At 63.9% G+C, this 23,677-nt stretch carries 23 protein-coding genes and 1 pseudogene; 11 read left to right on the top strand and 13 right to left on the bottom strand.

The features are described from left to right. Nucleotides 1–59: 59 nt before the first annotated feature. Both QCE49_RS26650 and QCE49_RS26645 read left to right on the top strand, forming a co-directional pair. The gene (locus QCE49_RS26650) at nt 60–545 is read left to right on the top strand and encodes a 2,4'-dihydroxyacetophenone dioxygenase family protein (RefSeq protein ID WP_008353843.1); all 486 of its coding nucleotides are present in this window, start codon (nt 60–62) and stop codon (nt 543–545) included. A gap of 5 nt (nt 546–550) precedes the next feature. Then, a complete protein-coding gene (locus QCE49_RS26645; protein WP_268811655.1) occupies nt 551–1,486 on the top strand; it encodes a 3-hydroxybutyryl-CoA dehydrogenase in 936 nt (311 codons plus the stop codon). Here the strand turns inward: QCE49_RS26645 and QCE49_RS26640 are convergent. After that, entirely contained in the window at nt 1,474–2,424 is a 951-nt protein-coding gene (locus tag QCE49_RS26640; RefSeq protein ID WP_008353845.1) for a glutathione S-transferase family protein, read from the bottom strand. The genes QCE49_RS26645 and QCE49_RS26640 overlap by 13 nt on opposite strands. A 55-nt stretch (nt 2,425–2,479) precedes the next feature. Next, a complete protein-coding gene (locus tag QCE49_RS26635) occupies nt 2,480–3,442 on the bottom strand; it encodes an alpha/beta fold hydrolase (RefSeq protein WP_250459988.1) in 963 nt (320 codons plus the stop codon). A 106-nt stretch (nt 3,443–3,548) separates the two neighbouring features. Between QCE49_RS26635 and QCE49_RS26630 the strand changes: the two genes are divergently transcribed. Then, nucleotides 3,549–4,463, top strand: coding sequence for a LysR family transcriptional regulator (locus QCE49_RS26630; protein WP_008353847.1), 915 nt, complete (start codon nt 3,549–3,551; stop codon nt 4,461–4,463). Between the two features lie 73 nt (nt 4,464–4,536). Here the strand turns inward: QCE49_RS26630 and QCE49_RS26625 are convergent, their stop codons facing one another. Genes QCE49_RS26625 through QCE49_RS26615 form a run of 3 tightly spaced genes read right to left on the bottom strand, consistent with a single transcriptional unit; the run spans nt 4,537 to nt 7,550 of the window. After that, entirely contained in the window at nt 4,537–5,184 is a 648-nt protein-coding gene (locus QCE49_RS26625; protein ID WP_175983064.1) for an ankyrin repeat domain-containing protein, read from the bottom strand. Nucleotides 5,185–5,187: 3 nt separating this feature from the next. Next, on the bottom strand, nt 5,188–5,811 hold the full coding sequence (locus QCE49_RS26620) for a cytochrome c (protein ID WP_008353851.1): 624 nt from the start codon (nt 5,809–5,811) through the stop codon (nt 5,188–5,190). Further along, nucleotides 5,811–7,550: a PQQ-binding-like beta-propeller repeat protein gene (locus QCE49_RS26615; RefSeq protein WP_250459990.1), complete on the bottom strand. Its 1,740-nt coding sequence runs from the start codon at nt 7,548–7,550 to the stop codon at nt 5,811–5,813. Before QCE49_RS26615 ends, QCE49_RS26620 begins: the two co-directional genes overlap by 1 nt. A gap of 342 nt (nt 7,551–7,892) precedes the next feature. Between QCE49_RS26615 and ydiK the strand changes: the two genes are divergently transcribed. Then, nucleotides 7,893–9,065, top strand: a complete 1,173-nt coding sequence (ydiK, locus tag QCE49_RS26610; protein ID WP_075583509.1) for an AI-2E family transporter YdiK — start codon at nt 7,893–7,895, stop codon at nt 9,063–9,065. Nucleotides 9,066–9,256: 191 nt separating this feature from the next. Further along, nucleotides 9,257–9,799 carry a DUF6572 domain-containing protein gene (locus QCE49_RS26605; RefSeq protein WP_008353854.1) on the top strand — a complete coding sequence of 181 codons (543 nt, stop codon included), beginning with the start codon at nt 9,257–9,259 and terminating at the stop codon, nt 9,797–9,799. Nucleotides 9,800–9,887: 88 nt separating this feature from the next. Here QCE49_RS26605 and QCE49_RS26600 read toward each other — a convergent pair whose 3' ends face one another. From QCE49_RS26600 to QCE49_RS26585, 4 genes are all read right to left on the bottom strand, one after another. Then, nucleotides 9,888–10,598: a hypothetical protein gene (locus QCE49_RS26600; RefSeq protein ID WP_008353855.1), complete on the bottom strand. Its 711-nt coding sequence runs from the start codon at nt 10,596–10,598 to the stop codon at nt 9,888–9,890. Nucleotides 10,599–10,711: 113 nt separating this feature from the next. Next, nucleotides 10,712–11,824: an enoyl-CoA hydratase/isomerase family protein gene (locus QCE49_RS26595; protein ID WP_008353856.1), complete on the bottom strand. Its 1,113-nt coding sequence runs from the start codon at nt 11,822–11,824 to the stop codon at nt 10,712–10,714. An 8-nt stretch (nt 11,825–11,832) separates the two neighbouring features. Further along, a complete protein-coding gene (locus QCE49_RS26590) occupies nt 11,833–13,539 on the bottom strand; it encodes an AMP-binding protein (RefSeq protein ID WP_008353857.1) in 1,707 nt (568 codons plus the stop codon). 15 nt (nt 13,540–13,554) lie between these two features. After that, nucleotides 13,555–14,688, bottom strand: coding sequence for an acyl-CoA dehydrogenase family protein (locus tag QCE49_RS26585; protein WP_250440451.1), 1,134 nt, complete (start codon nt 14,686–14,688; stop codon nt 13,555–13,557). Between the two features lie 186 nt (nt 14,689–14,874). Here QCE49_RS26585 and QCE49_RS26580 point away from each other — a divergent pair, with 186 nt between their 5' ends. Continuing rightward, entirely contained in the window at nt 14,875–15,897 is a 1,023-nt protein-coding gene (locus QCE49_RS26580; RefSeq protein ID WP_250459992.1) for an AraC family transcriptional regulator, read from the top strand. Nucleotides 15,898–15,959: 62 nt separating this feature from the next. After that, entirely contained in the window at nt 15,960–16,121 is a 162-nt protein-coding gene (locus QCE49_RS26575) for a hypothetical protein (RefSeq protein ID WP_250459994.1), read from the top strand. 8 nt (nt 16,122–16,129) lie between these two features. Here QCE49_RS26575 and QCE49_RS26570 read toward each other — a convergent pair whose 3' ends face one another. Both QCE49_RS26570 and QCE49_RS26565 read right to left on the bottom strand, forming a co-directional pair. Next, the gene (locus QCE49_RS26570; protein ID WP_250459997.1) at nt 16,130–16,801 is read right to left on the bottom strand and encodes a hypothetical protein; all 672 of its coding nucleotides are present in this window, start codon (nt 16,799–16,801) and stop codon (nt 16,130–16,132) included. Between the two features lie 234 nt (nt 16,802–17,035). Beyond that, nucleotides 17,036–18,331: an MFS family transporter gene (locus QCE49_RS26565; protein ID WP_008353864.1), complete on the bottom strand. Its 1,296-nt coding sequence runs from the start codon at nt 18,329–18,331 to the stop codon at nt 17,036–17,038. 380 nt (nt 18,332–18,711) lie between these two features. Between QCE49_RS26565 and QCE49_RS26560 the strand changes: the two genes are divergently transcribed. After that, nucleotides 18,712–19,734: a DUF2891 domain-containing protein gene (locus QCE49_RS26560; protein WP_250459999.1), complete on the top strand. Its 1,023-nt coding sequence runs from the start codon at nt 18,712–18,714 to the stop codon at nt 19,732–19,734. 6 nt (nt 19,735–19,740) lie between these two features. Here the strand turns inward: QCE49_RS26560 and QCE49_RS26555 are convergent, their stop codons facing one another. Then, nucleotides 19,741–20,061, bottom strand: coding sequence for a YnfA family protein (locus tag QCE49_RS26555; protein ID WP_008353867.1), 321 nt, complete (start codon nt 20,059–20,061; stop codon nt 19,741–19,743). Between the two features lie 147 nt (nt 20,062–20,208). Here QCE49_RS26555 and QCE49_RS26550 point away from each other — a divergent pair. Next, nucleotides 20,209–21,180, top strand: a pseudogene (locus QCE49_RS26550) (MATE family efflux transporter); the annotation flags it as partial. 279 nt (nt 21,181–21,459) lie between these two features. Here the strand turns inward: QCE49_RS26550 and QCE49_RS26545 are convergent. After that, nucleotides 21,460–22,452 carry an alpha/beta fold hydrolase gene (locus QCE49_RS26545; protein WP_250460001.1) on the bottom strand — a complete coding sequence of 331 codons (993 nt, stop codon included), beginning with the start codon at nt 22,450–22,452 and terminating at the stop codon, nt 21,460–21,462. 179 nt (nt 22,453–22,631) lie between these two features. Here QCE49_RS26545 and QCE49_RS26540 point away from each other — a divergent pair, with 179 nt between their 5' ends. Both QCE49_RS26540 and QCE49_RS26535 read left to right on the top strand, forming a co-directional pair. Further along, nucleotides 22,632–23,390, top strand: coding sequence for a DNA/RNA non-specific endonuclease (locus QCE49_RS26540; RefSeq protein ID WP_250435541.1), 759 nt, complete (start codon nt 22,632–22,634; stop codon nt 23,388–23,390). Continuing rightward, nucleotides 23,383–23,643, top strand: coding sequence for a hypothetical protein (locus QCE49_RS26535; protein WP_033536088.1), 261 nt, complete (start codon nt 23,383–23,385; stop codon nt 23,641–23,643). Before QCE49_RS26540 ends, QCE49_RS26535 begins: the two co-directional genes overlap by 8 nt. Nucleotides 23,644–23,677: the final 34 nt, after the last annotated feature.

Below are 23,677 nucleotides of genomic sequence, written 5' to 3'. Positions count from 1 at the left end.
GCCAATGTTCGACGCGCGCGGCAGTGCATAAAATGGCCGTTCCCGAAAGGAGCCACATCATGCTGTTCGAACAGATCCAGACCTCGTGCCTCAACGACGCCGACCTGCCGTGGGTGCCGTTCACGCCGTACAGCGAGCGCGTGCTCGTCAAGTATTTCAAGCTCGACCCGGTTCGCGGCGAAGTCATCGCGATGATGAAGGCGCCGGCGAAAGGCGAGATGCCCCGTCATCGTCATACGGGAACCGTGATCGTCTATACGGTGCAGGGGCGCTGGAAATATCGCGAGCACGAGTGGATCGCGGAGCCGGGCAGCATCGTGTACGAGACGGCGGGTTCGAGCCACACGCCCGAGGCGCTGCCACCGGATTCGGGGGGCGCGGACATCGTCACGCTCAATATCATTCAGGGCGAACTGCTGTTCGTGAACGACAAGGGCCACGTCCTCGCCGCCGAAAACTGGAAAAGCGGACTCGACCGATACCTTGCGTTTTGCGACGCAAACGGCATCGCGCCAAAAGATCTGACCGCCTTTTCCGCTGGTTAGAATCGATGCCTGGACGCGCCTCGCGCGCTTTCGACCATTTCCGGTTTGCCGGCCGCACGCGCCGGCGCAGATCAAGGAGGAGCAAAAGCATGAAGATTCAGACCGTCGGCATCGTCGGCGCAGGAACCATGGGCAACGGCATCGCGCAGGTCGCCGCCGTCGCGGGCTTCAAGGTCGTGATGATCGACGTCACCGACGCCGCGCTCGCAAAAGGCATCAAAACGCTGACGGGCAGCCTCGAGCGGCTCGTGTCGAAGGACAAGCTGGAGGCATCGGCGCGCGACGCGGCGTTGACGCGCATCGAAACGTCGACCGATTACGGACGTCTCGCCGCAGCGGACATCGTCATCGAAGCCGCGACCGAGAACGCCGAGCTCAAGAACCGCATTCTGAAGCAGATCGAAGACGCCGCGCGCGCCGATGCGATCATCGCGTCGAACACGTCGTCGATTTCGATCACCGCGCTCGCCGCGACGCTCGCCACGCCCGAGCGCTTCATCGGCATGCACTTTTTCAATCCGGTGCCGCTCCTGCAACTCGTCGAAGTGATTCGCGGCGTGCAGACGAGCGATGAAACCGCGTCCGCCGTGCGCGAACTCACCGAGAAGCTCGACAAATCGCCGATCGGCGTGCGCAATTCGCCGGGCTTCGTCGTCAACCGCATTCTCGTGCCGATGATCAACGAAGCGTTCTTCGTGCTGTACGAAGGCGTCGCGAGCGCGGAGGAAATCGACGCCGGCATGAAGCTCGGCGCGAATCATCCGATCGGACCGCTCGCGCTCGCGGACCTGATCGGCCTCGACGTGTGCCTCTCGGTGATGGACGTGTTCCTCAAGGATTTCGGCGATTCGAAGTACCGCGCCTGCCCGCTGTTGCGCGAGCTCGTGTCGGCGGGACGCCTCGGTCGCAAGACGAAGCGCGGCGTGTATCAGTACGATTGAGAAGCGACGAAATCGAGCACCGGTCCGGCGGGCACGATGCCCGTCGGATTGATCGTCCGATGGCTCTCGTAGTAATGCCGCTTGATGTGCTCGAAGTTCACGGTCGCGGCGATGCCCGGCATCGCGTAAACGTCGCGCACGAACTTTGACAGATTCGGATAATCCGCGATGCGCCGCAGATTGCACTTGAAGTGGCCGAAGTACACGGCGTCGAAACGCACGAGCGTCGTGAAGAGGCGAATGTCGGCTTCGGTGAACCGGTCTCCTGCGATATGGCGGTGCGTGCCGAGGCGTTCTTCGAGAAAATCGAGCGTCTCGAAGAGCGGCATCACCGCTTCCTCGTAGGCGGCTTGCGTCGTCGCGAAACCCGCCTTGTAGACGCCATTGTTGACCGTGTCGTAAATGCGCGCGTTGAGCGTGTCGATCTCTTCGCGCAACTCGCGCGGATAGTAATCGCCCGGCTTCGCGCCGATGCCGTCGAACGCCGAATTCAGCATCCGAATGATTTCCGACGACTCGTTATTGACGATCGTCCCGCGCTGTTTGTCCCACAGAATCGGCACCGTGACGCGACCGGTGTAATGCGGATCGGCGGCGGTGTACACCTGATGCAGATAGCGCGCGCCGTTGATCGAATCGGGCACGACGCCCGGCGCGTCGTCGAAGGTCCAGCCGTTTTGGAGCATCAGCCAGTTGACGACCGATACGTCGATCATCGCTTCCAGCCCCTTGAGCGCGCGCATGATGAGCGTGCGATGCGCCCAAGGGCACGCGAGACTCACATACAGGTGATAACGCCCTGCCTCGGCCTTGAAGCCGGTATCGCCGTCCGCCGTGACCCAGTTGCGAAACGCCGCGTCCTTGCGCACGAAGCGTCCGCCCGTGGATGACGTGTCGTACCACTTGTCCTGCCATTTTCCGTCGACGAGCAGTCCCATTTCGATTCTCCTTGCGTGGGGTGGCGCAATCGGCGCGCCACGGCATTCACATCAATCAGTCTTGTTCGATGAAGCGCACGAGTTGCGCCATCGTCGCGTCCGGCGCTTCTTCCATCAGCCAGTGGCCCGCGCCCGGCACGACCACGCCTTGCACGTTCGTCGCGACGAGCTTCGCCTGATCGATCAGAAACGTGCCCGACGCGCGCTCGCCGGTGAGGACGAGCATCGGCATCGGAAGCGGCGTCTTCGCGAACGCGGCAAAATCGTCCGCGTCTTGCGGGAACGCATGAAAGTATTCGAAACCCGCGCGCATGCGGCCGTTGCGCGCGTATTGCGCCGAATAATAGCGGCGATCGGCCTCGCTCACCGAATGCGCGGGATCGGCGGCGAAGTCGTTCCAGAAGTGCTCGAAGAAAACGCGCTCGCGTCCGCGAACCAGCTTTTCGGGCGTGTCGCCGTAGAAATTGAAGTGCCATTTATCGCGCAACAGCCAGACTTTCTGCCAGTCGCCGACGCCCGGCAGAAACGCGTCCATCAGCACGATGCTTTCGACTTCGTCGGGATATTGCGCGGCGTACGCATACGCGACCATCAGCCCGATGTCATGCCCGACCAGCTTCACCTTGCGATAGCCCAGCGCTTGCACCATCGCGTGAATGTCTTGCGCGAGCGTCTTCTTGTCGTAGCCGGCAGCGGGCATCGCGGAGCCGCCCGCGCCCGGCAGATCCGGCGCGATTACGACGCGCTCACCGCCAAGACGCGTCATCAGCGGTTGCCACATGCGGCTCGTTTCCGTGTAGCCATGCAGGAGGACGACGGGCGTCGCGTCGCCGTGTCCAACTTGCAAATAGTGCAGTTCGACGCCGTTCGCATCGATCGTGCGGGAGTGGATCGCGCTCGCGGCGGCGACCGGTTGCGGCGGGCGCGGCGCGTTCGTGGCATACGCGGACGGTTGCAGCGCAGCCGCGGCGACAAGCATGCCAACGGCGCGGCGGATCGTGTGCAGGAGGGTTTTCATCGTTCAGCTCCATCGAAGGTTCGGTTATCCGATGACGCTCAGGTTGGACCCCCGCCGCGCTTTTGCCGTACGATCCGGACGATGAACTCGTTCGATGGAGTCGAACATGTTGTCAGAGGAAGAACTCTCGCTGCTCGATGCGATTCGTGAAACCGGCAGCCTGTCGCGCGCGGCGGCGCGGCTCGGCAAGGCGCCGTCCACCGTGTCGCACGCGGCGCGGCAACTGGAAACGCGTTTCGACGCGCTGCTCTTCGACCGGCGGCGTTATCGGCTGCAACTGACGCCCGCCGGACATCTTCTCGCCGATGAAGCCTCGCGCCTGATGCTCGACGTGTCGCGGCTCACGCAGCGCGTGAAGCAGGTCGCGAGCGGCTGGGAAGACCGGCTGTGGCTCGTCTGCGATGAAATCCTCGAATTCGAGACGCTGCTGCCGGTCGTGCAGGCGTTCGATGCGCTCGGTTCCGGCGTGGCGCTGCGCATCACGCACGAAGTGCTCTCCGGCACCTGGGAAGCGTTGCGCGACGGCCGCGCCGATCTGATCGTCGGCGCGACCAACGAGCCGCCCGCGATTCCCGGTCTGCGCTGGTTCGAGCTCGGCGTGATGCAGTGGGTGTTCGCCGTGTCGCCGCGTCATCCGCTCGCGAGCGTCAGCGGGCCGCTCAAGCGCGAGCAGATCGCGGCGCATCGTGCGGTTGTCGTCGCGGATTCGTCGCGTTCGGCGGGACGCGCTTACGGCGTGCTCGGCGGTCAGGCCGCGCTCGCCGTGCCGACGATGCGCGCAAAAATTCTCGCCCAGCGGCAAGGCCTGGGCACGGGCTGGGTGCCGCGGTATCGCGTGCAGGCGTTGTTTGCGCGCGGCGAACTCGTCGAAAAGGAAACCGCCGATCCGCGCGAGCCGAACGTGTTGTATGTGGGCTGGCGCGGCGATCACGAAGGCCGCGCGCTGCAATGGTGGATCGAGCAGTTGCGGCAACCGCGTCTCGCGCAACGTCTCGTCGATGGCATCGACGCGTTCGCGTGACGCGGCCGCGTGTTCGCGAAACGGCCGAGGCCAGCGATTTGCAGCGCGTCGGCGCGCAACGCTCCCCGGCCGATTAACCCTTCGACAGCAACTCGACGACGCGCATCGAATGCGTCTGCTCGGCGATGTCCTTCGCTGTCAGGCCGCGATCGTCGCGCAGATCGCGTTTCGCGCCGCGCGCGAGCAACATCGACGCGGTTTCGTCGCGATCGTAGCCTGCCGCCCACATCAGCGCGGTCAGATGATTGCGATACGCCGCGTTCACATCGACACCGGCATCGAGCAGACGCTGCACGATCGCCGTGCGCCCCTGCCCCGCCGCGTATTCGATCGCCGTCTTGCCGACGCGATCCGTCGCGGCGACATCCGCGTGACGCGCGATCAACAGCGCGGCGATTTCGTCGTTGCCGTCGAAGGCCGCGGCCATCAGCGGCGTGATGCCCTGCACGTTGGCCTGGCTGACGTTCGCGCCGCGCTCGATCAGCATGCGCGCCATCGGCGCGAGGCCCTTCTTGCATGCGCTGATGAGCGGCGTGTCGCCGATGCGATTGCGCGAATCGATCGCCGCGCCTTCATCGAGCAAGCGCGCGACGGACGCCTGATCGCCTTCGCGCGTCGCGGAAAGCAGGCGTTCGTTGAGCGTGTAGGCGTCCTGTTGCGCGTAAGCGATCGCGCATGTCATCGACAGGAAAATGGTCAGCAAGCGTAGGCGTTTTGTCATGCGTCATTGCAGATTCGCGATGTAGTTCGCCAGATTCTCGATGTCCGCGTCGGTCAGATTCTTCGACACGCTCGTCATGTTGCCCGCGTCGTTGGTGCGCTTCCGGTCGCGGAAGTCCTGCAACTGCTTCACGATGTACGGATACTGCTGTCCCGCCACGCGCGGGATCTCGTTCTGCCCGGAGAAGCCGCCGAGATGGCACATCGTGCACAGAATCTCTTCGGACTTCTTCCTGCCCGCTTCCACTTTCACCGGGTCCGCCTTGAAATCGGCGGCGATGGGCTTTTGCGCGGCGAAGTAATCGGCGAGCAGGTGCATGTCGTCGGGCGTGAGATTCGCGGCCATCGGCGACATCCGCGGATCGCTGCGGCGGCCCGCCTTGAAGTCGCGCAATTGCAGATAAATGTAGCGCGACGTTTGCCCCGCGAGCGACGGATAATCGCCCGTCGTCGAATTGCCGTTGATGCCGTGGCACGATGTGCAGATGGCGGCCTTCGTCGCGGCAGCCGTCTGCGCGTCCGCGGCGCGCGAGAGCGACGGCAGCGACAACAGCAGACACGCGACGAGCCACAGCGCGTAGACGAGCCAGACACGCACGCGTTTCGATCGCTTCGAAGGCGTCATCATCAAGGCAGCGCGAACACGAGCAGGCTGTTGCCGCGCTTGAAGTCGAGCTGCGTGTTGCCGCCCGCCGCGACCGCGATGTACTGCTTGCCGTTCACCATGTACGACACCGCCGGCGCGTTGACCCCCGCGCCGCACTGGAACTCCCAGAGCTTGCGGCCGGTGGCGGCGTCGAAGGCGCGGAACAGGCCGTTGCCTTCGCCGTTGAAGACGAGCCCGCCCGCCGTCGCGAGTACGCCGCCGATCAACGGCTGATCCGTCTTGAAGCCCCACGCGATCTTGCCGGTATCGACGTTCACCGCAACGAGCCTGCCCCATTGCTGCTCGGAAGGAATCACCTTGAACGCGCCGCCGAGCCACAGCTTGCCGCCGGGGTACGCGACTTCCTCGACCTGATACGTCATCGGCTGATGCAGGTTCGCCGCATACGCCATGCGCGTCTTCGGGCTGAAGGCCATCGGCGACCATTCGACGCCGCCGTTCGCGCCCGGCAGCATCCGCGCGCCGGTGGGCGTCGGCAGTGTCCACACGCCTTCCTGCGGAATCATCGCTTCGGAGACGCGAATCAGCTTGCCGTCGCGGCGATCGTGCACATAGACGAAGCCCGTCTTGCCGCCGTGGATGATGCCCGGAATCATCTGCCCGTTCTTGTCCTTCACGTCGATGAGAATCGGCGGGCTCGCCGCGTCGAGATCCCATACGTCGTGCGCGATGTACTGGAAGTGCCACTTGTACTTGCCGCTGTCGAGATCGACGGCGACGAGCGAATCGGTATAGAGATTGTCGCCGGGACGAATCGCGCCGTAGAGGTCCGGCGACGGATTGCCGACCACGAAGTACACCGTGCGCGTCTTGCGATCGATCGCGGGCGCCATCCACACGCCGCCGCCGAGCGTCTTGTTGAAGTCGCCGCCCTTCTCCGCGAGCGTCTTCTTTTCCGCCGCGATGTCGCGCTTCATGTTGCGGCCGACGGCGTCGTTCCCGGCCCAGACGCCTTCGCTGCCGGTATCGGGAATCGTGTAGAACGTCCACAGCAACTGGCCGGAGTTCGCGTCGAACGCCTTCACGAAGCCGCGTATGCCGTACTCGCCGCCGTTCGTGCCGATCAGCACCTTGTCTTCGACGACGACGGGCGCCATCGTCTCCGAATAGCCTTCTTCGGGATCGGCGATCTGCGTCGACCAGAGCACGTTGCCGGTCTTCGCATCGAGCGCGACGAGCTTCGAATCGAGCGTGCCCATGAAGAGCCGGTCGCCCGAGATCGCCACGCCGCGATTGTTCGGACCGCAGCAGAACGTCGTGACCGGACCCATCTTGTGCTTGTAATGCCAGAACTCCTTGCCCGTGACCGCGTCGATCGCGTAGACGTGGTTGTAGGACGTGGTCAGGAACATCACACCGTTCGAGACGATCGGCGCGGTTTCCATCGACTCCATCACGGCGGTCTGGAAGATGAACGCCGGTTTGAGCTTGGCGACGTTCGACGTGTTGATCTGCGTCGCGGGCGCGTAGCGCGTTTCGGCATACGATCCGTTCGAATGCAGCCACGACGCGCTGTCGCCCGCGGCGCCGTCGAGCTGCTGCTGCGAGATGGATCGCAGCGAGCTCGGGAGTGGCGAGGCTTGCGTCGTGTTGGCGTTCTGGATTTCGTCGGCGGCTTCGATTCCGGGCGATGTCACGATCCCGAAAGCACCGACGGCAACAATGAGCGCAACGAGCGAGGTACGGGAAAAACCGGCCATGTGAGTCTCCCAAATCGTTCTTGTGTGGGCCTCGTTATGCGCGGCGGAACATTGCGTGCCCTCTTCTGCGCCCGCAAAAAAGAATAGGCAATTTAAAAATGCATTTCCAGATTTCGTTAAAGGCGCGCGTTCGTTTCGGCACGCGCTGCACGAAGGGTATTTCAGGGGAAGACGGGCGCCGATTTTTAGTAGTATGGATTGGCGTGCCGTTATGATTGCGCCCGTCGATGCCGGGAGCGGCTTGCCGGATCGCCGGCTTTCGCTTATCGCTCGTTCATCCTCGTCACGCGCGTGGCCTCTGCGCGGGCGCCGCTTCGATCATCACCTTTATCCGGACGCATCATGCCCATCCTATCCAACGGACAGCCGAATCCGAATCCCCGCCAGCCGGTGGACATCGCGCGCATTCTGCTCGTCATCACGATCCTGACCGCGCTCACGGTCGGCAGTCTCTACGTGCTGCGCCCGTTCCTGCCGGGACTCATCTGGGCGACGACGATCGTCGTCGCGACCTGGCCGCTCATGCTCGCCGTGCAGCGCCGCTGCGGCAATCGCCGCTGGATCGCGACCACCGTCATGCTGCTGATGCTGCTGGTCGTCATCGTGCTGCCGCTCTATTCGGCGATCTCGACGCTCGCGGAGCACGGCGGCGAGATCATGGCCGCCGTCAAGAGTCTGCCGAGCTACGCGCTGCCGCCGCCGCCGGGCTGGATCCATGACGTGCCGCTCGTCGGCGCGCGCGTATCGAAGGAATGGCAGATGCTCTCCGACGCCGGCCCCGGCGGCCTGCTCGCGAAGCTCGAACCCTACGTGACGATCGTCGCGCGCTGGATGCTTTCGCATGCGGCCGTGGTCGGCGTGTTCGTCATGCACATGGTGATCACCGTCATCATCTCCGGCATTCTGTACACCAACGGCGAGGCGGCCGGCCGCTTCGTCACGCGCTTCGCGACGCGCATCGCCGCGCAGCGCGGCGCCGAAGCCGTCAAGCTCGCCGGCCTCGCGATCCGCGCGGTCGCGCTCGGCATCGTCGTGACGGCGGTCACGCAATCGGCGCTCGGCGGCATCGGGCTTGCGGTTGCGGGCGTGCCCGCCGCGGGCATCATCACCGCGGTCATGCTGATGCTGTGCCTCGCGCAGATCGGCCCGCTCCTGCCGCTGCTCGGCGGCGTTGCATGGCTCTTCTGGAACGGATCGACCGTCGTCGCTTCGATGCTGCTCGTGTGGTCGATCATGATCGCGATGCTCGATAACTTCCTGCGCCCCATTCTCATCAAGCGCGGCGTGAATCTCTCGATGCTGCTGATTCTCTCCGGCGTGCTCGGCGGCATGTTCGCATTCGGAATAGTCGGATTGTTCATCGGTCCGGTGATTCTCGCCGTGACGTCGACGATTCTGAACGCGTGGATCAACGAGCAACCGCCGCTGCCGCAAGTCGAAGCGATGAGTAACGAGGAAATCGCGAACACCCCGTCGGCGCGGGGTCTCGCGGATACATCGGGAAGACAGGGTTAATTGATAAAGATATTCTCGATTTGTCGCATTTTTTATCGACAATCGGAATGCGCTTAAATCGAGAATTCGGACTCTTACGAAAATGAGATTTTGTGCCGGTTAACACGGTGTTTCACGGTTTTTGGGCGATGCATATCCGTTACAATGCAATCCTTCGTTATTTGCCCGATTGAGGGCGCAGGGGATTGACCATGTCTTTGCGTGACGTGGACGACATCGATTACATCGGAGTGAATATTCTCTTCAAGCGCGTATATGTCGGGCTCTTCGACGATCTGGACTGGCGCGATGAAGAGAAGCATCAGGATTTGCTCACAAAGAAGATCGACCGCTACATCCGTTATATTCGTTCAGGCAAATTGCTGTTGAATTATCCGAAAGTTCGCGGCTATGAGATCGTGGTCGAATACGTGTCGATGCATCCCATGACGCCGTCGGGACTCGAATTCTGGAAATCGCGCGAACGCGTCGTGACCGACGCGGGTTACAAGGTGCATATCCGTGGCGTCGACGTGCGTCATTCGCTCGGCATTTCCGTCGATAAACCGGAGCGCGTCGCAGCCGAACCGGTCGAGCCGCCCGCGCTGGAAGTGCTCGATCCCGACCCGCGCATGCAGCAACTCGCCGACGTCGCCGACGTTTCGTATCTTCCGCCCTCGATGCCCAAATCGGGCCTGCCGCAGGCGCTGCCCCTGCTCAGGCGTCTCGCGATGCGTCAGGCGGCAAGCTACTGAACCAACTCCCGCGATCGAAAAAAGCGGCGTGGCTCGCATGAGCCCCGCCGCTTTTCCTTTGCGCGCGTGATCGCCGCTTCACATCGCGTTACTGCGCGCCGCTCAGCGCCGCTGTCGCGATCGACGGCACCGAAATGCCATTGGTCTTCGCGTACTGCACCGCTTGCGAGAGCGTCTGCATGAGCGACTGCAACTGCCCCGGCGCCGATTGCGCCACATAGCTCGCCGCCTGCACGGTCGACGGATTCGAACCCGCCTCCAGCAGCGACGACATGTTCATCGAATTCGTCACCGAGCCGAGATTCGATTGCAGGCCGGCGTACTGCTTCACGCCCTGCCCGAGCGACGCGAGGCCGTCGCTGAAGGTCTTCTTGCTGGCGGCTGTCGGCGGCGTCGCGGAGCCGTTCGTGAATGCCTGCATCAGCGATTGGGACACGCTCTGCTGCGTGCCGCCGAGTTGCGACAATACGCTCGTGCTCGGAACGGCGTTCCCGCCCGATGCGCCAGACAGCAACCCCGCCGCCGATTGCGCCTGGCTCGCGACGCTCGACATGCCCATCGCCGAGGCGAGGGTCGACTGCCCGGTCAGCACTTGCTGGTTCGCGCCGACATAGCTTTGCAGAAGCGAATTCAGCGCCGAAGGCTGCGTCGCGCCGTTCGCGCCCGACGTCACGTCGGACTTGCCGCTGCCGAAGCCGAACTGTTGAAGATTGAGTTGTGCGTACGATGCCCCCGGCGCGATTACCGCAAATGCGATCCCAGCCGAAAGAAGCGCCGTTCGATACGTACGATTCGCCATGTTCGGTTCCTCCTCAGAATTGTCCGATGTTCGATAAGCCCGATTCGACCATCGGTCATCTGGACGGTTCGCTGCAGAAACATTTGCTTGCGAATTCCGTCGAGAGGTCCCGCCTACAGATCGGCGAGCGGATGCATTTCCCTGCGCCACGGCGATGACAGGAAGTGCTGCACGCGCTCGGCGCGCACTTGCGCGAGCGTCGTCGGCGCGAAACGCGGCCGCTCGTCCTTGTCGATGATGAGCGCCCGCACGCCTTCGACGAAATCGCCGTCATCGATCGCGCGGTACACGACGCCGAGTTCCATGCGAAAGCAGTCCGCGAGCGACATCTGACGGCCACGCAAAAGCGCGTGATACGTGACTTCGAGCATCGTCGGCGAATGGCTTTCGAGCAGCGCGAGCGTCGCGCGCGCCCAGTCGGATTCATCCGTTGCGAGCGATGCGACGATGCGTTCCACGCCGCCCGTCGCGCACACGGCGAAATGGCGTTTGATTTGCGCGCGCATATCGTCGAGCGGCGCGTGCCGTTCGATATTCGCGCTCGGCACGAACACGCGCGCCAGTTGCGTCATCGTGTCCTGCGCATCGTCCCAGCGGATAGCTTCGAGACGCTCGACGAAACTGCGCAGCCACGTCGACGGCACGCATTCGTCCGCGAGACCGACACGCCGCGCATCCGCGCCCGACAGACGCGCGCCCGTCAACCCGACGTAAAGCGCGAGATCGCGCGGCAGCACGCGCAGGAAATGCGTCGCGCCGACATCGGGCAACAGGCCGATGCGCGTCTCCGGCATCGCCATGCGCGTGCGCTCGGTCGCGATGCGCAACGCCGCGCCTTGCGCGAGGCCCATGCCGCCGCCCATCACGATGCCGTCCATCAGCGCGATAACCGGCTTCGCAAAGCGATGCACCGTGAAATCGAGCCGATATTCATCGATGAAAAACTTGAGCCACGGCGTCTCGTGATGCGGATCGTTGCGCGCCGCGTGATAGAGCTTGCGCACGTCGCCGCCCGCGCAAAACGCCTTCTCTCCCGCGCCGCGCAAGACGACCGCGGCGATCGAATCGTCCGCGGCGCATTGCGCGAAACGTTCGGCGAGATGCGCGATCATGCCGTGCGAGAGCGCGTTCAAGGCATGCGGACGGTCGAGCGTGACGATCGCCACGCGGTTCACGACCTCGAAGGCGACTTCGGGCGCGTCGCGTGAAAGTTCAAGCGTGCTCATGAATTCCTTTAGTCGGCCTTGCTGGTCTGGCGCAGCTCCGGGAAATCTTCCTCCCAGAACTCGAACTCGCCGCGCGCGCCGTCCTGCGTGCGCGCGATTTCCTGCCGGCGCAAATCGACGCGGCGAATCTTGCCGGAGATGGTCTTCGGCAATTCCGCGAATTCGAGCCGGCGGATGCGCTTGTACGGCGCGAGCCGTTCGCGCGAGAACGCGAACACGCTTTTCGCGAGTTCGGGTCCGATCGAATAGCCGTGACGCAGCGTGACGAACGCCTTCGGCACCGAAAGACGCAGCGGATCGGGACTCGGCACGACAGCCGCCTCGGCGATCGCTTCGTGCTCGATCAGCACGCTTTCCAGCTCGAACGGGCTCAAGCGGTAATCCGACGACTTGAACACGTCATCCGCGCGGCCGACGTAGACGAAGTAGCCGTCCGCGCCACGCGCGGCGACATCGGATGTGCGATAGAAGCCGCCTCGCATCGCGTTTTCGGTGGCCTTGGGGTTATCGGCGTAACCGGTCATCAGGCCGAGCGGCGGCGGATCGAGCGCGAGCGCGATTTCGCCTTCTTCGGCAGGATTGCCATCCGGATCGAGCAAGGCCACGCGATAACCCGGCAGCGGACGGCCCATCGAGCCCGGCACGAGCCGCTGGCCCGGCGTGTTGGCAATCTGCGCGGTGGTTTCGGTCTGGCCGTAGCCGTCGCGGATCGGCAATCCCCACGCATGCTGCACGCGCTCGATGATCTCCGGATTCAGCGGCTCGCCCGCCCCGACGATCTCGCGCAGCTTCACCTCGTACGACGCGAGCGGCTCCTGCACGAGCATGCGCCATACGGTCGGCGGCGCGCACAGCGTCGTGACTTCGTGCTTCACGAGCACATCGAGCGCGCGGGCGGCATCGAAACGGCTGAAGTTGTAGATGAACACGCACGCCTGCGCGTTCCACGGCGCGAAGAAGCAGCTCCACGCGTGTTTCGCCCAGCCGGGCGAGCTGATGTTCCAGTGGACGTCGCCGGGTTGCAGGCCGATCCAGTACATCGTCGAGAGATGCCCGACCGGATAACTCTGATGCGTATGCGCGACGAGCTTCGGCTTCGACGTCGTGCCGGACGTGAAGTACAGCAGATACGGATCGTTCGCGGACGTTTCGCCGTCCTTGGCGAATTCCGCCGATGCGTCGTACGCGGCTTCATACGCGAGCCAGCCGTCCTGCGCGCCGCCCACCGCGATGCGCAAGCCCGGTACGTCGATGCCATCGAATTTCCTCGTTTCGGCTGCATCGACGATGACGTGCTGCACGCCGCCTAGCGCGATGCGGTCGCGCAAATCCGCGCTCGCAAGCTGCGTCGTCGCGGGCAGGACGATCGCGCCCAGCTTCATCGCGGCGAGCATCGTGTCCCATAGCTCGACGCGATTCGGCAGCATCAGCAGAATGCGCTCGCCGCGTTTCACGTTCAGCCCCCGCAAATGATTCGCGACGCGCGCGGAACGCTCGCTCATCTGCGCAAACGAAAGCCGTGTCTCGTCGCCGCTTTCGCCGACGATCTGCAACGCGGGCGCGTCGTTGCCGCGCGCCATCGGATCGAAATAATCGAGCGCCCAGTTGAAGCGATCGAGCGACGGCCATCTGAAGTCGCGATACGCGGTGTCGTAGTCCGTGCGATGAGCAAACAGGAAGTCTCGTGCTTCGATGAATGCCTGGGCTTCGTTCATTGCGTCTCCAAAGATTTATACGTTGCGCGCGATCACCATCCGCTGCACTTCGCTGGTGCCTTCGTAAATCTGCGTGATGCGTGCATCGCGATAATGACGCTCCACCGGATAATCCTGCAGATAGCCGTATCCGCCGTGAATCTGGATCGCGTCCGAACACACGCGCTCCGCCATTTCCGACGCATACAGCTTCGCCTGCGACGCCTCCGACAGACACGGCACGCCTTCGGTACGCATGCGCGCCGCGTGATGAATCAAGAGGCGCGCGGCGTTGATCTGCGTTTGCATGTCGGCGAGCATGTTGGCCACCGACTGATGTTCCTGAATCGGCTTGCCGAACTGCACGCGCTCCTTCGCATAGGCGCGCGCCGCATCGAATGCCGCGCGCGCGATGCCGAGCGCCTGCGCCGCAATGCCGATGCGCCCGCCTTCCAGATTCGACAGCGCGATCTTCAAGCCCTCGCCGCGCTTGCCGAGCAGATTCGCGGCGGGAATCGCGCAATCGTCGAAGTTGATCGGACACGTATCCGACGCGCGGATGCCGAGCTTGTGCTCCGGCGCGCCGACGTTGAAGCCGGGCGTGTCCGTCGGCACGATGAACGCGGAGAGGCCGCGCTTGCCCTGATCGGGATCGGTCACGGCGAAAACGATCGCCACGCCCGCGCGCTTGCCGTTGGTCACGAACTGCTTGCTGCCGGAAATGACCCACTTGCCGTCTTTCTCGACGGCGCGCACGCGCAGGTTGTTCGCTTCGGAGCCCGCCTGCGGCTCCGTCAGGCAGAACGCGCCGATAACCTCGCCGCTCGCGAGCTTCGGCAGCCATTCGGCCTTCTGCGCGTCGGTGCCGTACGCGAGGATCGGCCCGCAGCCGACCGAGTTGTGCACGCTCATCATCGTCGCGCAGGACGCGCAGCCGGCGGCGATCTCTTCCATCGCGAGTGCGTAGGCGGTGTAGTCGCTGAAGGTGCCGCCGAGTTCGGCGGGCACGATCATCCCGAGCAGGCCGAGTTCGCCCAGTTGCCGCACGACTGCGTCGGGGATCGCGCCGTCCTTGTCCCACTGGCCCGCGTTCGGCGCGAGCACTTCGGTTGCGAACTGGCGAGCCGCGTCGCGGATCATGCGCTGCTCTTCGGTGAGAAATGCGTCGATCATGTTCTGAATTCGGTGATGGGGGCTTGCGCGGCGAGGCTCGCCGCATCGATCGTTTAAACTTTCTGGCCGCCGCTCGCCCGGTCGATGATGGGCGGCTGGGCCGTCTGAGCACGAGTCTAGGCAATCGCCTAACGTTAGCCGATGCCCAAAACGATCACGCTAACTGAGCGCTTTGGCCACCTAGTGACAACCCCAAGTCCCAAGAAAAAGATCGAGCGCGACTCGATTTCCGTGAGCCTCGTCGAAGCCGCATTGCGATGCGCCGAATCGCGCGGCGTCGCGCGCGGGCATTTGCTGGCCGCGGCGGGCATCGCGCCGGCGACGCTCGATTCGCCGCGCGCGCGGGTGTCGCCGGTCCAGTACGGCAAGCTGTGGAACGCCACCGCCGACGCGCTCGACGACGAGTTCTTCGGCCAGGACGCCCATCCGATGCGGCGCGGCAGCTTCGTGCTGCTATGCCACGCGGCGCTTTCCTCGCGCGACGGCGCGCAGGCGCTCGGGCGCATCGCGACTTTCATGCGGCTCGTGCTCGACGATCTGAGCTTCGAGCCGGACATCGACGACAAGCGCGTGCGAATCTGGCTCGCCGACAAAGCCGGACCGAAGTCGATGTTCGCCTACGCGACGGGCTTCATCCTCGTGTATGGGCTCTTGTGCTGGCTGGTCGGGCGGCGCATTCCGGTGCTCGCGGCGCACATGCGCTGCCCTGAGCCCGCCGACAGCGACGAATATCGCCTCATGTTCTGCAACGACCTGCGTTTCGACGCGACGCGCTCGTTCGTCGACCTGTCGGCCGAATGCGCGGCGCTGCCGATCGTGCAGACGTCCGCCACGCTCAAGCGCTTCCTGCGCGATGCGCCGGCGAATTTCATCGTGAAGTATCGCAATCCGGATTCGCTCGCGGCGCGCATCCGGACGCGTCTTCGGCAAACCGCGCCGACGGACTGGCCGGAAGCCGAAAGCATCGCGGCCGCGCTGCATATGGCCGAAGCCACGCTGCGGCGGCGTCTGAAGCAGGAAGGGCTGACCTATCAGACGATCAAGGACGCATTGCGGCGCGATCTGGCCATCGCGCGTCTTGCGCATACGCAGGAGACGATTCCGCAAATCGCCGATGCGCTCGGCTTCGCGGAACCGAGCGCGTTCCGGCGCGCATTCAGGAAGTGGACGGGCGTGCGCCCCGCGGATTACCGGCGGGAGAGCTGAAGCGCGCGAACATCGAGGCTGCTATATTGAATCGTCCATGATTTCGCACCACGGAGCGCACCATGACCAAAGCCAGCCGGGATGAACGTTCGAAGCAGGAACAACCGAAGAAGCAAACCGAAGAGGATTTGCTCGACGAGGCGCTGGAAGAGACCTTCCCCGCAAGCGATCCGATCGCGGTGCATCCGGAGCCGGAATCGCCTGAAGACCGGAAAAACAAGTAGTCGTTCGGTTATTCGCCCGAGTCGGGCTCATCCGGACTCGAGAGCAGCACCACGAGCTTCTCGACGTGCTGATGTAACAGCTTGACGTGCTTGTCGATCTGTTCGAGACGCCCGGTCAGATCGGCCTTCGCCGACTCGCTCATGCGATCGGACGCGATGAGTTCATCGACCTTCGGCTGCATCGATTCGACCTGCAGCAAGCCGAGCTGGCGCTCCAGGCGGCGTAAGTCCTGCGACAGCAGCTCGCGATTCTTCCGAAAAACCAGATCGCGGCGGTTGGCTTCGGCCTGTTGCTGGGCCTGATCGGCGACACGGCGCGTCGCTTCGGTCTGGGAAAGCAGCGGTTCCGGGCCGCGCAACACGGAACGCTTCGGCGCGGGATGGGCCGTGCCGCGGAACACGGCCATCGGCGTTTCCTCGTCGATCGCGCGCAGGACGTCGGGCGGAATCTCTTCCAGCGTGCGGCGCTCGTCCATCCAGTGCGGCGGCAGGCCGGTCACGAGCTCGATGCCGCGTACGAATTCCTCGTTGAAATCGCGCTGACCGCCGACGATCAGCTTCATGAACGTCGGCGAGAAGTTCATCATGCGTGCGAGGCGGCCAGCGCCGCCCGGCGAGCCGACCAGGACATTGAGGTTGGCTCGCCAGACTATGAACAGCGTTTCGTCGAAATCTTCCATGAACAGGCTCCAGGCAGTCCGACGCGCCCGAACGTGCACATCGGATTTGCGCGCGGCGGCGCTGCGCGCATGCGTATCCGGTTCCCGCGCTTTCCGATCAACATCGTGCACCGTGGCCGGTGCGTCGTCTACATACCGCATAAAACACCATACTACCTTCATCGGCAAGCCGGGCGGACAACGGCGTCCGCGCCGATGCGGGCGTGCGACACGACGCGCACGCCGCCGGCCGGCTTACGGTTCGTTGCGCAGATACCCTTCCTTGCTCGGATCGAGCATGCGCCAGGAGACGATGAGCGAAATGGCGCACATCGCCGTGACATACCAGAAGAACGTCGATTCGCTGCCCGCCGATTTCAGCCACAGCGCCACATACTCCGCCGAGCCGCCGAACACCGCGTTGGCGACCGCGTACGACAGGCCGACGCCCAGCGCGCGCACTTCCGGCGGGAACATTTCCGCCTTGATGAGACCGCTGATCGACGTGTAGAAGCTCACGATCGCGAGCGCGATCACGACCAGCACGAACGCCATGACCGGGCTCGTCACCGTGGAGAGCGCGTGCAGCAGCGGCACCGTGCAAATGGTCGCGAGCGCGCCGAAGCAAAGCATCGAGGCGCGGCGGCCAATGCGGTCCGACAGCGCGCCGAACAGCGGCTGCAGCAGCATGTAGACGAAGAGCGCGGCGGTCATCACGTTGCTGGCGGTCTTCGCGTGCATGCCCGCCGTGTTGACCAGATACTTCTGCATGTAGGTCGTGAACGTGTAGAAGATGAGGGAGCCGCCCGCCGTGAAGCCGACGACTGTCATGAACGCGGCCTTGTGCTGCATCAGGCCGGCGAGCGTGCCCGCTTCCTTGCGATCGCGCGTCTCGGCGGTCGACGTTTCGTCGAGCGAACGGCGCAGGTACAGCGAGATCAGCGCCGCGCACGCGCCGATGAAAAACGGAATGCGCCAGCCCCACGCCTTCAGCTCTTCCGTCGACAGGAACAGTTGCAGGATCACGAGCACGAGCAGCGCGGCGAGCTGGCCGCCGATCAGCGTCACGTACTGGAACGACGCGAAGAAGCCGCGCCGGCCGCGCAGCGCGACTTCACTCATGTACGTCGCGCTGGTGCCGTATTCGCCGCCCACCGACAAGCCCTGGAACAGGCGCGCGATCAGCAGCAGGAACGGCGCCCACGCGCCGATCGACGCGTACGTCGGCAGGAAGGTGATGACGAGCGAGCCGCCGCACATCATCAGGACGGAGATCATCATCGCGTTGCGGCGGCCGTGCTTGTCGGCGATGCGGCCGAAGAGCCACCCGCCGATCGGGCGCATCAGGAAGCCCGCCGCGAACACGCCCGCCGTGTTCAGCAACTGAACCGTCGGATTGCCGCCGGGAAAGAACGCCGCCGAAAAGTACAGCGCGAGGAACGAATAGATATAGAAGTCGAACCATTCGACGAGGTTGCCCGACGAGGCGCCGACGATGGCGAAAACGCGGCGCCGGGTGTCCTCTGCGGTGTAAGCGGGAAGGTCGGTCATGTTGTTTCTGATCTCTTGGTCACTGTCTGGATGGCGTATGTCGGGGTTTCATCCCCGATCCGGGCGCTCTTGGCGGCGTTCGGGCGCAAGTTTATACGCGGTTTCGCAACCGGCGCGCGATCGTGGCGCGCGAAACACGGCCGGACGGAGTAGGAAAATTCGCGCAAGGACGCGCCCGCATCGCGTTCACCGATGACCGCCCCACCCGCTCAGGCTTGCCGCAAAAGCATTTGCCGCCCTTGCGACGGCATCGTTCAACGCTTTCGACATAAATTGTCTTTGCCTCGATCGTTCGTACTAGGTAATTACCCTGATTAAAGATTTTGACGATTATTTATCGATAAAGTCTCGGGATCACGATTCACATCGACGAGGACTGCATGAGTCAGCATCAACCGATCATTCTCGACGCCGCGCTCGCGTCGACATTCGCGCAAGTCGCGCTCGGCCACCTGACGCGCGAATATCCCAACAAGCTCGATCACGTCATGGCAAGCGTTGCCGACGTGCAAAGCCCGCGCGCGCTGCATCCGATTTTCTACGGCAGCTTCGACTGGCATTCGTGCGTGCACGGTTACTGGCTGATCGCTCGGCTGATCGACCGCTTTCCGGATCTGCCGGACGCGCCGCGCATTCGCGCCGTGATCGACGAGCATGTCACCGAGGCTAACGTCGCCGCTGAAGTCGCTTATCTGCAGCGTCCCGCCGCGCGCGGCTTCGAGCGGCCTTATGGCTGGGCGTGGCTGCTCGCGCTCGCAGGCCAGCTGCGCTCGATGCGTTCCGATGACGGCGCGCGCTGGGCCCGCACGCTCCAGCCGCTCGCGGACGCATTCGTCGCACGCTTCGACGAATTCCTGCCGAAATCGACGTATCCGCTTCGCGTCGGCACGCACTTCAACATGGCGTTCGCCTTGACGCTTTCGATCGGTTACGCGCGCGTCGCGCAGAACGCCGATTTTGAGCATCTGCTGAAGGAAACCGCCCTGCGCTGGTTCGAGAAGGACGAAGGCTGTCAGGCGTGGGAACCGGCGGGCGACGAGTTCCTGTCGCCGTCGCTGATGGAAGCCGTGCTGATGCGTCATGTGCTGCCGGGCGAGCGCTTCGTCCGCTGGTTCGACCGGTTTCTGCCGCGCATCGCCGAGCGAGAACCCGCGACGCTCTTCGCGCCGGCCACCGTCACCGATCGCAGCGACGGCAAGCTCGCGCATCTCGACGGCCTGAACCTCTCGCGCGCGTGGTGTCAGCGCACGATCGCACGCGCGCTGCCGGCGGGCGATGCGCGTATCGCCGTGCTCGAGACGGCGGCGCACGAACATCTGGCGTCGGGCATTGCGCATGTCGCGGGCGATTACATGGGCGAGCACTGGCTCGCGACGTTCGCGCTGCTGGCGCTGGAAGCCTGAGCGGTTCTAGACGCGCGGCTGGAACGCGATCACGCCCATGCCGATGAGCGCGATGGCCGCGCCCGCGACATCCCACGCCGTCGGCCGGATGCGCTCGACGGCCCATAGCCACGCGATCGCCACGCCGATATACACGCCGCCATACGCCGCGTAGACGCGCCCCGCCGCCGCGGCGTGCAGCGTGAGCAGCCACGCGAACAGCGCGAGCGACAGCGCGCCGGGCACGACGAGCCACGGCGAGCCGCCCTCCTTGAGCCATCGATGAGGGAAATAGCAGCCGGCGATCTCGGCGATGGCGGTGACGACATAGAGCGCGAACGTTTTCATGAGGCGCATTATCGGCGTTCGCGAGACGTTGCGTGGTCCGCGTCCGCTGCGGACAATGACGCCCTTGCTCGAAACTTCAGGCCGCCGACCTTGCAGACCGATTCAACCGATGCCGCCGCGCTGCCCGTGCACTGGCACAGGCGCGTGATGATGCTGGCCTTTCCCATCGTTCTCGCGAATCTCACGCAGCCGATTCTCGGCGCCGTCGACACGGCTGTCGCCGGGCATCTCGACGGGCCGCAGTATCTCGGCGGCGTCGCGCTCGGCGGGCTCGTCTTCAGCTTCGTGTTCTGGGGCTTCGGCTTTCTGCGCATGGGTACGACGGGACTCGTGGCGCAGGCGTTCGGCGCGCGTGACGACGACGCCTTGCGCAAGAGCGTGCTGCGCGCGTTGCTGCTCGGACTCGCGATCGGCGCGGCGGTGCTGGTGCTGCAAGTGCCGATCATTCGTTACGCGCTCGTCGCGCTGGGCGGCAGCGCTGCCGTGCAGGGCACCGCGAGCGCGTACTGTCACGCGCGCATCTGGGCCGCGCCGTTCGCGCTCGGCAATTACGTCGTGTTGGGTTATCTGCTCGGCTGCCAGCGCGTGAGGCTCGCGCTCGTCACGCAGATCTTCATCAATCTGGTGAACATCGTCGCGGTGCTGCTTTTCGTGTATCGCTTCGATTGGGGCATCGCGGGCATCGGCGCGGCAACGGCGTTCGCGGATTTCTGCGGCTTTGCGCTCGGACTCGCGATTCTTTGGCATCTGCGTCCGCGCGGTCTCGCGCCGCTCGTCCCGCGCTCGCTCTTCGACGCCCACGCGTTGAGGCGGGTCGTCGCGATCAACCGCGACATCTTCATCCGCACGATCTGCCTGCTCGGTTCGTATGGCTGGTTCGCCCATCTCGGCGCGCGTCAGGGGGATGCGATCCTCGCCGCGAACGCCGTCCTGCTGAACTTCCAGACCTTCATGTCCTTCGGTCTCGACGGCTTCGCGCACGCGGCCGAAGCGCTCGTCGGCGCGGCGGCGGGCGCGCGCGACCGGTACGCGTTCCGTCAGGCCGTGAAGGTGACGATGTTCTGGTCGGCAATCGGCGCGGCGGGCTTTTCCATCGTCTTCTGGTTTAGCGGCGAATGGTATTACGTTGGCGATTCAGGTGCCGGCGATCGAGCGGGCTTCGTGTGCGACTTTGGGAAGGTGAGGTATGGTGCGTCGGGTTTCTGCGCGGATGGCAAGTCTGCCCTCGCTTCGTCCAACGATTTTCTTGGAGGTCGGCACAGTCAGCATCGACAAGAGAAGACCTGCAATAACGTGCGCCAGATAATGGCCGCCCTGCGTCGGCGTGGCACGATCATGGTCACGTTGAGCGAAATCGCAATGCTGAACAGCCAACGAAACTTTGCGAGCGAATCGAAGCTATTGCCCCGCCAGCCCCTCCAGCAGCGCCTTATGAAACGCGGCCGGATCCTGCATCTGCGGCGCGTGCCCGAGCTCCGGAAACTCGACGAGTTTCGCGCCTTCGATACGCTCCTTCGCCAGCTTCGCGAGATCCGGATATCGCCCGAGCATCGGCCGAATCTCGGGCGGCGCGAAGTCCTTGCCGATCGCGGTCGTATCCTTGTCGCCGATAAGCAATAGCGTCGGCGTCTTCAACTGATCGAATTCGTAGACGACGGGCTGCGTGTAAATCATGTCGTACAGCAACGCCGAGTTCCACGCGACGATGTCCTTGCCCGGTCCGCGATACATGCCCGCCAGCATCTGCACCCACGGTTCGTAGTCGTCGCGCCACTGGCCCGAGTAGTACGTGCTCGTCTCATAGCGGCGGATGCCGTCGGCGCTCGTCTTGAGCTCGCGCGCATACCAGTCGTCGATGGAAATCGACGGCACGCCCTTCGCCTTCCAGTCTTCGAGCCCGATCGGATTCACCAGCACGAGCTGCTCCGTCTCGCGCGGATACATGAGCGCGTAGCGCACCGCGAGCATGCCGCCCGTCGAATGCGCGATGAGCGTCGCCTTCGACACGCCGAGCGCGGTCAGCAGCGCATGCGTGTTGCGGGCAAGTTGCTGGAAACTGTATTGATAGCGCGCGGGCTTCGTCGATTTGCAGAAGCCGATCTGATCCGGCGCGATCACGCGATAGCCCGCATCGCTCAAGGTCTGGATCGTCTGCTTCCACGTCGCCGAACAAAAATTCTTGCCGTGCAGAAGTACCGCGGTGCGTCCATTCGGATGCGCCGGATGCACATCCATATACGCCATGCGCACGACCTGGCGCTGCGACGTAAGCGCGAAGCGCGCGTCCGGATACGGATAGTCGAAGCCCTGCAACTCGGGGCCGTATGCGGGGCCGTCATTGCCGGCCGCTTGCGTGGCTTCGTCGGCATGTGCTTGTAAAGCGAAGGACATCGCGAGACACAACATCAAGGATCGAACGACGGACGGCTTGCTGCGCGCTGGTTTCATTTTTTGATCTGAAGATGACGTCGGCCGACGCATTCTAGCGCGGCTGAATTTCGCACGCGCCCGTATGCTGTATTCAGCGCTTATACTTTGCGACCCCGATCGTCGTCAGGATCATTCCAAGCATGCAATTCCGCATCAAGGCATTCGCCGCCGCGCTCCTCGCATTCGCGTGCATCAGCGCATCCGCGAGCGACTGTCCGCAGTTCAGCCCGAACGGCCGCGCGCCGGTCGTCGTCAATTCGAAGATGCGCGCGTCGACGCAGGAAGTCTGCTATTCCGACTTCGCGCTGCTGCACTCCGGCATCACGAAAGGGCCGCTGTGGTCGGCGGAACATCTGACCGCGAGCAGTGTCGACCAGGCGAAGAACAACACGCGCACGAATCGCTTCTTCGTCGACAAACGTCTGCCGCCCGACGAGGCCGCGCAACTGTCCGACTACAAGAGGAGCGGTTACGACCGCGGCCACATGAGTCCCGCGGGCGATCGCGCAAGCAAGAAAGGCATGGCCGAATCGTTCTCGCTCGCGAACATCGTCCCGCAGGATCCGTCGAACAACCGGCGCATCTGGTCGCGCATCGAGCAAGCGGTGCGCAGGCTCACGGAGGAATCGGGCGAAGCGTATGTCGTCACCGGGCCGCTCTTCTCGGGACGTCAGTTGCAGACGATCGGCGAATCGCGCGTGTTCGTGCCCACGCAACTGTATAAAGTAGTCTATTTGCCGCAGCGTCAGATCGCGTTCGCGGTCGTGATCGAAAATACGCCGACGAACACGTACACGATGAAAACCGTGCACGAACTGGAAGCGATGAGCGGACTCGCGTTTCCCGGCATCCCGGACGGACTGAAGGACAAGCGAATTGGAGGATTGCGCGGTGTTTAAGCCATTTGCAAACGATACGGATGTGATGAACATCGCGGGCGACGCGATCAACATCGAGAACGGCGTGAAGCGCCTCACGATCAGCGGCAATTTGACGATCGCCCGCGACAAGGCCGGACTCGCGAACGCGCTGGCGCTTCAGAAGGCGATCGGTGCGATCGTCGAAGCGTTGCAAAGCGATGCGTCGCTGCCCGCGAAGCTGCCCGACGAGCCGGATGCGCCGTCAGGCACCGCCGATAATCCGTTCATCTGAAGCGGCCGTCGCCGAAGACAGCCGCGCGGAGAAT

Source organism: Caballeronia sp. LZ008, assembly GCF_031451435.1.
Lineage (GTDB): Bacteria > Pseudomonadota > Gammaproteobacteria > Burkholderiales > Burkholderiaceae > Caballeronia > Caballeronia zhejiangensis.
Note: the sequence above shows the minus strand (reverse complement) of the source record. Positions and strands in the feature narration are given on the sequence as shown.